This window comes from Enterobacter sp. SENG-6, from assembly GCF_001605945.1.
In the GTDB taxonomy this organism is placed as follows: Bacteria; Pseudomonadota; Gammaproteobacteria; order Enterobacterales; family Enterobacteriaceae; genus Enterobacter; species Enterobacter cloacae.
Map to the genome: position 1 here is coordinate 132,937 of NZ_LOMM01000006.1, position 9,863 is coordinate 142,799.

A 9,863-nucleotide genomic window follows, 5' to 3' on the forward strand; every position below is an offset into this window, starting at 1 on the left:
TTAGAAAGCCACTGATACGCGGTAGTAAATCGTGAGGTGATCCGGTGCCAGCCAGTCCGGATACGCCATCGGTGTGCCAACGGTAAACTGGCTTGAATAGCCGCGATGAGCCGTCGTCAGACCAAACGCGGCGCCCCACAGCGTGCCGGAGGCGTAACGGTCAAATCCGTCCTTCTTCAGCCAGCCACCGTCAACTGCTGCCAACAGGCCAACATCCCCCACCCACGGCAGCGTAAAGAGCGAATAATTGAGTTCATTTCGCCAGTAACCGCCGTTATCACCGGAGAGGTACTGCTCTTTGAAGCCGCGCACGGAGGTCTCTCCCCCCAGCGTCAGGCGCTCGCTGCCGTACAGCCGGTCCGGCGACCACTGAAAATAGACGCTGGTCAACCACCACAGCCCGTCAGCAACCGGGCGCTGAAAACTGCCGTTGACGCTCCATTTGCGGAACTCGGCTTTCGGCACATCGCCATGTTTGTCGTTATCATCTTCGGCGCCAAACCACGGCACACCCTGAGTGAAGGTCGGGTTCAGGGTCGCCACGCCGGAGGCAATTTTTTGCGTGTGGTTAAGGCCCAGGGAGAAACTTGAAAGTTTGCGGCTGCTGGTAGCCAGCAGAACATCGTCGAGATAGTTATGGTTGATGCGGTGGGTGATGCCCGCCGACACGCCGGTTTTGATATCGCCATTGCGGAACAGGACCCAGGAGCCATTCAGACGGTGGGTTTCGGTGTCGCCCGTCGAACGCCAGAGCCAGCCGTTATTATCGATGGTGCTGAGGTAGTTGCTCCAGCTGTAGCTGTAGTCCAGCAAGCCGTAGCCATAAGGCACGCTGACCCCGGCGGCAAAATTCTGAGCATCATGGCTGTTCGAAAAATCACTGCTGCGCCCGCCGCTGATAAACCACTTATCCGCCAGCCCCAGCAGGTTATTGCCGTATAGCGCGCCATTGAGTTGTCCGGTACCGGTACTCTTTTGCCCGCTGTTATCGAAACTCACTGAACCGCTGAGCGGGAATTCAGGCGAAGCCGTCAGATTGACGATTGAATAGCCCTGCCTGTCGCCGGGCAAAATTTCTATTTCAACCGGCGTCTGGCGCACGCGATTAAGCTGCTCCATGCCCTGTTCGATATCGCGCAGGTTAAGAATTTTCCCTTCGAGGCCGGGGAAGGTCATGCTCAGCGTGCGGGTGGGAACCCCTTCAAGCCGGATTTGCTGGAGTTTGCCTTCCAGTACCGCGAGATGCAGTACGCCACCAGAGAGATCCTGCTCGGTTAAAAATGCGCGGCTGGTGATATACCCCCGGCTGATATACCAGTCAGAGACGGCGTTGGTCAGGGCGTTGAGACGCGCCATATCAAGACACTGGTTCACCCACGGCGCAACCAGGCGATCTTTGGCTAACGGAGAAAGAAGGGTGGTACCCGTCAGCTCAATGCGCGAGATAACAAAACAGGGACCTTGCGGAGTCGCAGCACTGTCGGGCTGAACAGGACGCGGTAATACCACGCTGCGCTCCAGCTCTTCACGCTGGCGCTGGTTTTCATCCAGCAGCTGCTGCTGTTGCTGCTGAATAGTATTACGGTCGGCCGGAGACAGGGGGGCCGCCTGCGCAGCACCTGCCAGCAAGGCCATGCCAGCCAGCACCTGTAGTATCGACGTTTTCCCTGTCATCACTGCCACTCCTTGCTAAAAGTCCGTTTTCAGACTTGCCTGTCAAAAAACGCGCAACTTATGTCAAAAAGTAAACAGTGTAAATACACGCATTTAATTTAAGGTCTATTTTGCTGCATTTTCAGAATTTAGCGGGTGACACTGCGTAAATCTAAAGAAATCCCCCATCGCGCCGATCATCATCCGTGTGTATTATTTCCTGTAGCGTTTCCAACAACTAACCTTAACTCAAATACTTAAGCGCCAAAGCGAAAGGCATCATGAGCACACCGATCAAACGGCTAGAAATCATTAAAAATGCCATTGAACTGGAAGATGACGACATCATTCAGAGCCAGCTAACCCGGCTGAAAAATGAAGCGTTTGACGATGAGCTACAGGCAATCGTCGTGGCGCTTGAGCAGAAAAACTACACTGCGGCCATCGCCGCGATCGTCGCGTGGCTACAGAGCCAGCGTGCCGTGACGCCATGGCGCGATCCGCAGGTCGCCGCGAGCAAACTGGAACTGAAAGCGCTGGAAGAGCGACTGCGCGATCTGATTGACCGCCGTAACGCGCGCGTACAGCAGCTTGATGAGTTCAACGATCTCTATTTCTCCCGCCTGGGCCCGCTGATGCAGCAGATCCTCGCCCTGCGTAAAACGCTGGCCGAGCTGAACCTGCGCCGCCAGCAGGCTGAGGCGCGTCGTCGCGAGGAAGACTATCGCCGCTGTCAGCGCTACATGGCCCAGGCCGTGGAGGTGCTGGCAACACTCACCCAGCGCTGGCGCGAACTTCCTGCCGATTCCGTACAGGCAGCCGAGGCACGTAAGCATCTGCAGCAGCAAAGTAACCTGATTGCTAACCTGCTGGCCGAGGCGCTGGAGCTGGAGAGCGGCTTAACGCGTGAGGAAGAGCCTGCGCGTCAGGCGCGTGACGAGGCCAACGAAGAGTACGAGAAATACCGCGAGCAGCATCAGGATGCCGAAGTGCGTCTGCGTAAAGGGAAAGATCTTTCACAGGAGGATCGGGACGAGCTGAAACGGCTCTGGCGGCAGGCGAGCAAGCTGTGTCACCCGGATCTGGTGGCAGACGATTTGAAAGAAGAAGCCAACGCGATGATGGTGCAGCTCAACCAGGCCAAACAGCGTGGAGACGTCAAAGCCATTCGTTCTCTGGTGGCGCGCCTGCAGCAGGGCTTCGAGCCGCTGATGGCCAGCGACAGGCTGAACGATCTGGAGCGCATCCGCAAAAAAATGGCCCAGGTTCGCGAGCAGATCGACACCTTAGTGAACGAGCTGGCAGAACTGGAGAAAGAAGAATCCTGGCTGCTGGTGTCGTCGCTCAGCAATATGGAAGCGTACTTCGCGCAGCAGGAAAAGGCGCTGAACGAGGTCCGCGCCTCGCTCGAACATCAGGTGAGCGAAGCGCAGCTCGATTCAGCAGCGTAATTATTTCGCGTGCCAGTACGCGCTGGCACGCACCAGCTGCTGATCGATAGCCTCAGTCTCAAACAGTCGGCTCAGGTTTTTAACCACCTTCCCTTCCCCGGTCAGCCAGATAAAGTAATCTTCCGCCGGAACGTTCAGCGACGCCAGCAGCTCAGCCACCGCCTGCTCGCTGTGGCCGATCACCCAGGTGATGTTGAACGCGCTCAGGTGCGCCAGATAATCCTTGTATGATTCATCCCCGACGGTGACCACCGCGTGAATTTCCGGGCGTTTCGGCAAGCTGGCGATGCCTTCCAGGCGGCGACGCAACGCCGGCATCCCGGACTCATCGCACACATACAGCTGCCAGGCGTAATCCTCCGGTACCACCAGCGAACCGCGCGGGCCACCAATCGTCAGCCTGTCGCCCACTTTCGCCTCTAGCGCCCACTGGCTGGCAACGCCACCGTCATGCACGAAGAAATCAAGCGCCAGCTCATGCTTCGCGGCGTCGTACAGCGGCGTGTAATCCCGGCTTTGCGGGCGCACGCCGTCGCCCCAGTCAATGCCCTCGTCGGTGACCACCGGTGGCACAAACGTCGTTCCCGGGGCCGGGAAAAACACTTTGGTGTGATCGTCGAAACCGCGGGAGCTAAAGCCCTCCAGCGCCTCGCCGCCTAAAACTATGCGCTGAAAACCAGCGCTTACGCGCTCAACACGGAGCACGGTCAGTTCACGAAAACGCAGTTCGTTACGCACGCGTTGTGGATAGCGGGTGGTTGCCATGTTAAGACCCTTCTCAGGTGAATACGATATATCTAAATTGATTTTAAATGATAATGATTGCTAATCAGCAAGAATGCAAGATCTTTTAGATTGCATCTGAATATATCTTAGATATAGTTTAGATATATCAATTTACGAGGCACACTATGCGACACGAACATGATGGCGGCGGACGTCGACCACGCTTTTTTGGTCACGGCGATCTGCGGCTGGTGATTCTGGATATTCTGACCCGCAACGCGAGCCACGGTTATGAGCTGATCAAAGAGATTGAGAACCTGACCCAGGGGAACTACACCCCGAGTCCTGGCGTGATTTACCCGACGCTGGATTATCTTCAGGATCAGGCGTTTATCACCATTACGGAAGAAGAGAATGGGCGTAAGCGCATTGCCATCAATGCGGCAGGACAGCAGTGGCTGGAGGAAAACCAGGAACAGCTTGAGCAGATTCAGGCGCGTATCAAAGCCCGCGCGGTCGGTTTCCAGCTACGCAAAAACCCGCAGATGAAGCGGGCACTGGATAACTTCAAAGCGGTGTTAGACCTGAAGGTGAATCAGGGAGCGCTCAGCGACGCGCAGCTTAAGCAGATCGTTGGCGTGATCGACCGCGCGGCGCTGGAGATCTCCCAGCTGGATTAAGCCGGTGCGTGCGCGCTCACGCGGAAGACGCGTACCAGCTCTTTCAGGTGCATCGCCTGCTCGTTGAGGGAGGCCGCCGCGGCAACAGACTCCTCCACCAGCGCGGAGTTTTGCTGGGTGGTGGCATCAATCAGGCCAATCGCGCTGTTAATCTGCGAGATCCCCTCTGTCTGCTCGTGGCTGGCCTGGCGGATCTCACGCAGGATCACATCCATCTCTTCCACGTTGCCCACCATGCCATTGATAAGCTCGCTCGCCTTCTCGACCAGATTCATCCCGTCCTGCGTCTGGCTGGTGGAGCTTTCAATCAGCTCACGGATCTCACTGGCTGACGAAGCACTCTTCTGCGCGAGCTGGCGCACTTCACCAGCCACCACCGCAAAGCCACGACCGTGCTCGCCCGCCCGGGCCGCTTCCACCGCCGCGTTCAGCGCCAGAATATTGGTCTGGAAGGCAATGGCATCGATCAGGTCGATGATGTCGGACATCCGGTTCGAGGTCTCGTTAATCAGGCGCATTTTGCTGGTCACCTGCTTCATCATCTCACCGTTGTTTTTGACCACCTTCGCAGCATCTGCCGACAGGTTGGTCGCTTCTCCGGTATGCGAAGCGGTGTTTTTCACCGTCGCGGTGATCTGCTCCATCGAGGCGGCGGTCTGCTCCACAGAGCTGGCCTGCTCTTCCGTGCGCGCGGCCAGATCCTGGTTCCCGGCGACAATCTGCGCGGCGGCGCTGGAGATATTCTCCGAGCCGGTCTGCACCTGCTGCACAATGTCCAGCAGACGCGTTTTCATCTCCATCAGGGCATGCAGCAACAGGCCGGTTTCGTCTTTACCGTGCGAGGTGATACTGCCGGTGAGATCGCCATCCGCAATCGCCGCCGCAAAATCCACGGCCTGGCCCAGCGGACGAGTAATGGAACGCACGATAAACCAGCCAATCAGGCTGCCTGCCGCCACGCTGAAGAGGGTGATGAGGATGAGCAGCAGGCGGTTGCTCCTGAAATCACTTTCCACCTGCACCCCGGCGTTCTGCATCTCAGTGTTCTGAATCGCAATCAGCTGCTGCACTTTGGCTTTATAGGCCTGCTGCAGTTTGAGGGTGTTGGTCATCATCTCCTGAAGCGCCCCGGCGCGATCGTGATTCTGCACCGCCTGCAAAATACGATAGCGCGAGTCCAGATACTGCTGGCGCACGCCGCGTATCTCGGCGAGCACCTGCTGCGATTGCTGATCCTGCAGCACGTTGTTCAGCTCACCGAGGAGCACCGTGATGTGCTCACTAATCTCTTTAAGATGCTGCTGCGACTGCGCCGTGTACGTTCCCTGTTCATCCAGCAGCATGAGCTGCTGAGTGCTAATAAATTCCTGGAAGTTATCGATTAACTGGTTCGCTTTTACCGTGGTTGGATAATCACTGGTAATAATGGATTGCATCCCGTTGTTTGCCCGGTTCAGACTCATTAAAGACAAACTCGCGCTCACCACCATCAGGACAATAAAGAATCCAAACGCCAGAAATAATTTCGTGCCGATTTTTACGTCATGTAAGAACATATTTACTCCATCGATGTGATTATTTCTCAGACGATCACCGTTATCGGTAACGAAACCGCTAACTTTATGACTTTGATCGTTTTTTTATTTCATAACCATCACAATGGATAGGCAGAGGCTATTAATATAGCCGTATCGATCGTTACTCAACCACCAGACGGGGCATTTATGAAATAGCATCGGGGAAAAATGACTTAGGCAGGGATAAATAACTGAGGTACTTTCTTTAGTTACTTAATATAAAATTAACAATAAATCGCAAGAATAATTACAAATGAAGCGACGAAAGCCGTTTACGCCTGGCAGAATAAACGGCTTTTCTGGAACATTACAGATTCAATGGAGAACCGTCACTGCATCCTGAAGACGTCCGGCCCGGTGTTTTACCATCGCGGAGATCTGCGCACTCTCTTCAACCAGATCGGCGTTTTTCTGCGTGATGCTGTCCAGTTCAGCCACCGCGCGGGTTAACTCCGAAAGCCCGGTAGCCTGTTCAGAGGTGGCATGGCTAATCTGCGCGATCAGCTGCGTGACGTTTTTCACCTGCTCAACGATATCATCCATGGTGCGTCCTGCGGCGTGTACCTGCTCGGAGCCGGACTGTACCTTACTGGCGCTGGCATCAATCAGCTTACGGATATCGTTGGCGGCATTAGCGCTGCGGCTGGCAAGATGGCGAACTTCCCCTGCCACCACCGCAAAGCCTTTACCCTGCTCACCGGCTCGTGCCGCTTCTACCGCCGCATTCAGCGCGAGGATATTGGTCTGGAAGGCAATATCGTTGATCAGGGTGGTAATGGAGCCGATACGCTGGGTACTGTCGGCGATATCGTCCATGGTTTTGACCACCGTCTGCATCGCGTTCCCGCCTTTGGTCGCCGCACTGCTGGCGGCTACGGAGAGCTTATCGACCTCGGTGGCGGTTTCAGAGTTACTCTGAACGGAGGCCGCCATCTGGTTCATCGTCGCCACGGTCTGCTGCACGTTTGCAACGGTCTGACGCGTGCGGTCGTTCAGATCCTCATTACCCTGCGCCAGCTTGTCGCTGCCGTCGCGCACGCTCACCACCTGGCTTGATACGTCATTGATTAGCCAGCGACACATCAGCCCCAGTTGCCCCACCGCGCGAAGGGTCAGGCCCAGTTCGTCGCTGCGGTTCAGGTGCTGCACGCTATTGCGCTCGCCGGTTGCCACCTTCAGCGCCTGTCGCGCCACGTTCTCTACCGGGCGGACAATCTGCTGTTCAAACAATAACGTGCCCAGCAGCATCATTATCGCTGCTGCGGCCAACGACACCCAGCCTGCTGAGGTTGCCACCAGCGTGGCGGCGAGCGCGCCAAAGAGCACCGCCATCACGCCGCGTACCCGCCAGCGCAGCGGCATTGCCGGTAGTTTTCCGAACCAGCCCTGACGCACCACCAGCCCTTTATGGATCCGTTTGGTACAGCGTCCGGCATTCAGGGCCTTATAGAGTGGCTCCACGGTGGCGATCTCTTCTGCCGTCGCTTTGGTGCGAATCGACATATAGCCGGTGACCTTCCCGTGGCGCACCATCGGCACCGCGTTGGCGCGCACCCAGTAGTGATCGCCATTTTTACGGCGGTTTTTGACAATTCCGCTCCACGGCTCGCCCTGTTGCAGGGTGTACCACATATCGGCAAAAGCGGCTTTAGGCATATCAGGATGGCGCACCAGATTATGCGGCTGACCCATCAGCTCATTAAGCTGATAGCCACTCACCTGAACAAAGGTGTCGTTAGCATGAGTCAGATAGCTGTGGACGTCTGTGGTAGACATTAAGGTGGTGTCATCGTCCAGAAGATATTCATTCTGGGTGACATAGGTTGGAGAGGACATCGTGAGCATCCCTTGCAGGTTATTTGAATGTTAATTTTGTGGTTTATTGTTTTTTCGGCGGTAAACAATTTATCTTTAGTTGTTAAACTTGATGGAGATCGCAGATTTCACTTAAACCGCACTTTTTGTGAGATTTTATAATTGATTGATTTTAAATACTTTCACAATGAAATTATCTGCAAAGGATGATCTGTTACGCCCACTTAAGTCGCACCGCCTGCACCCCCCTGGTGCAATTGACCCCATCCACGTCTTCCTGCCCCCGTTTTCCGTACCGCTAAATCCCGTCTGGAAAACATCGGCATGATTAAATATTGCGCAACATTATTTTAACCTGGCGTTTATCCCGATTTTCGTTAAGTCCGCTGAAGTGGCGTAATCCCTGCAATACTTAACGCAGTATCATGTGATACGCGATCCCCGGGAGCATATTTTGAACAGGTTACCTTCCAGCGCCTCGGCTCTTGCCTGTACCGCGCACGCACTGAATCTCATTGAGAAGCGAACGCTTGATCATGAGGAGATGAAACAACTTAACCGAGAGGTCATCGATTACTTTAAAGAGCACGTCAATCCAGGTTTTCTGGAGTATCGCAAATCTGTTACCGCCGGCGGGGATTACGGAGCCGTAGAGTGGCAAGCGGGAAGTCTGAATACGCTTGTCGACACCCAGGGACAGGAGTTTATTGATTGCCTGGGTGGTTTTGGCATTTTCAACGTGGGGCACCGTAATCCAGTAGTGGTTTCCGCCGTACAGAATCAACTCGCGAAACAACCTCTCCATAGCCAGGAACTGCTCGACCCGCTTCGCGCCATGCTCGCGAAAACGCTGGCAGCCTTAACACCCGGCAAACTGAAATACAGCTTCTTCAGCAACAGCGGCACGGAATCGGTCGAAGCGGCGCTTAAGCTCGCCAAAGCGTACCAGTCGCCGCGCGGGAAATTCACTTTTGTCGCCACCAGCGGCGCGTTCCATGGTAAATCCCTGGGCGCCCTGTCTGCGACCGCCAAATCCACCTTCCGCAAACCGTTTATGCCGCTGCTGCCGGGATTCCGCCACGTGCCGTTCGGCGACATTAATGCCATGCGCACCGTGCTCAGCGAATGCCGTAAAACCGGCGATGACGTAGCCGCGGTGCTCCTGGAGCCGATTCAGGGCGAAGGCGGCGTGATCCTGCCTCCACAGGGCTATCTGCCTGCCGTACGTCAGCTGTGCGATGAGTTTGGCGCGCTGCTGATCTTCGACGAAGTGCAGACCGGCATGGGACGTACCGGCAAGATGTTCGCCTGCGAGCACGAGAACGTTCAGCCGGACATTTTGTGTCTGGCGAAAGCGCTCGGCGGCGGCGTAATGCCGATTGGTGCGACGGTTGCCACCGAAGAGGTCTTCTCGGTGCTGTTCGACAACCCGTTCCTGCATACCACCACCTTTGGCGGTAACCCGCTGGCCTGTGCGGCCGCGCTGGCCACAATCAACGTGCTGCTGGAGCAAAACCTGCCTGCGCAGGCGGAGCAGAAAGGCGACATGCTGCTGGACGGTTTCCGTCAGATGGGACGTGAATACCCGGATCTGATCCAGGAGGCACGAGGTAAAGGGATGCTGATGGCCATTGAGTTTGTTGATAACGAAATCGGCTATAGCTTCGCGAGCGAGATGTTCCGCCAGCGGGTGCTGGTGGCCGGCACACTCAACAATTCCAAAACCATCCGCATTGAGCCACCGCTGACGCTGACCATTGAGCAGTGTGAGCAGGTGCTGAAGGCGGCACGTAAAGCGCTGGCGGCACTGCGCGTGAGTGTGGAAGAGGCGTAAAAAAACGCCGGGTGGCGCTGCGCTTACCCGGCCTACTACACCAGCCCGGTAAGCGTAGGGTATGAACCGGAAACATGGGTGACACTTTAGACCGGATACATGGGTAACAGTTATAACTGGCATAGAA

7 protein-coding genes are annotated in these 9,863 nt (G+C 55.8%); 3 read left to right on the forward strand and 4 right to left on the reverse strand.

Annotation, left to right across the window (positions count from 1 at the left end; genetic code table 11):
* Entirely contained in the window at nt 1-1,674 is a 1,674-nt protein-coding gene (locus tag AX755_RS04310) for a ShlB/FhaC/HecB family hemolysin secretion/activation protein (protein ID WP_062856355.1), read from the reverse strand.
* A gap of 260 nt (nt 1,675-1,934) precedes the next feature.
* Between AX755_RS04310 and AX755_RS04315 the strand changes: the two genes are divergently transcribed.
* A complete protein-coding gene (locus tag AX755_RS04315) occupies nt 1,935-3,104 on the forward strand; it encodes a DNA repair ATPase (RefSeq protein WP_013098822.1) in 1,170 nt (389 codons plus the stop codon).
* On the opposite strand, the gene AX755_RS04320 is transcribed toward AX755_RS04315, so the two are convergent.
* Nucleotides 3,105-3,869 (reverse strand): siderophore-interacting protein, encoded by a 765-nt coding sequence (locus AX755_RS04320; RefSeq protein WP_023619984.1) that lies wholly within the window; start codon nt 3,867-3,869, stop codon nt 3,105-3,107.
* A 146-nt stretch (nt 3,870-4,015) separates the two neighbouring features.
* Between AX755_RS04320 and AX755_RS04325 the strand changes: the two genes are divergently transcribed.
* Nucleotides 4,016-4,510 carry a PadR family transcriptional regulator gene (locus AX755_RS04325; protein WP_013098824.1) on the forward strand — a complete coding sequence of 165 codons (495 nt, stop codon included), beginning with the start codon at nt 4,016-4,018 and terminating at the stop codon, nt 4,508-4,510.
* Here the strand turns inward: AX755_RS04325 and AX755_RS04330 are convergent.
* Together AX755_RS04330 and AX755_RS04335 are read right to left on the reverse strand one after the other, a co-directional pair.
* Nucleotides 4,507-6,066 (reverse strand): methyl-accepting chemotaxis protein, encoded by a 1,560-nt coding sequence (locus tag AX755_RS04330; RefSeq protein ID WP_013098825.1) that lies wholly within the window; start codon nt 6,064-6,066, stop codon nt 4,507-4,509. The genes AX755_RS04325 and AX755_RS04330 overlap by 4 nt on opposite strands.
* A gap of 336 nt (nt 6,067-6,402) precedes the next feature.
* Nucleotides 6,403-7,923, reverse strand: coding sequence for a methyl-accepting chemotaxis protein (locus tag AX755_RS04335; RefSeq protein WP_062856356.1), 1,521 nt, complete (start codon nt 7,921-7,923; stop codon nt 6,403-6,405).
* A gap of 433 nt (nt 7,924-8,356) precedes the next feature.
* Between AX755_RS04335 and ygjG the strand changes: the two genes are divergently transcribed.
* Nucleotides 8,357-9,736, forward strand: coding sequence for a putrescine aminotransferase (gene ygjG / locus AX755_RS04340; RefSeq protein WP_062856357.1), 1,380 nt, complete (start codon nt 8,357-8,359; stop codon nt 9,734-9,736).
* Nucleotides 9,737-9,863: the final 127 nt, after the last annotated feature.

Excerpts from the sequence above, each read along its gene's own strand:
- AX755_RS04315 (WP_013098822.1), top strand. The coding sequence starts at position 1,935 with ATGAGCACACCGATCAAACGGCTAGAAATCATTAAAAATGCCATTGAA.
- AX755_RS04310 (WP_062856355.1), bottom strand. The coding sequence starts at position 1,674 with ATGACAGGGAAAACGTCGATACTACAGGTGCTGGCTGGCATGGCCTTG.
- AX755_RS04320 (WP_023619984.1), bottom strand. The coding sequence starts at position 3,869 with ATGGCAACCACCCGCTATCCACAACGCGTGCGTAACGAACTGCGTTTT.
- AX755_RS04335 (WP_062856356.1), bottom strand. The coding sequence starts at position 7,923 with ATGTCCTCTCCAACCTATGTCACCCAGAATGAATATCTTCTGGACGAT.
- AX755_RS04325 (WP_013098824.1), top strand. The coding sequence starts at position 4,016 with ATGCGACACGAACATGATGGCGGCGGACGTCGACCACGCTTTTTTGGT.
- AX755_RS04330 (WP_013098825.1), bottom strand. The coding sequence starts at position 6,066 with ATGTTCTTACATGACGTAAAAATCGGCACGAAATTATTTCTGGCGTTT.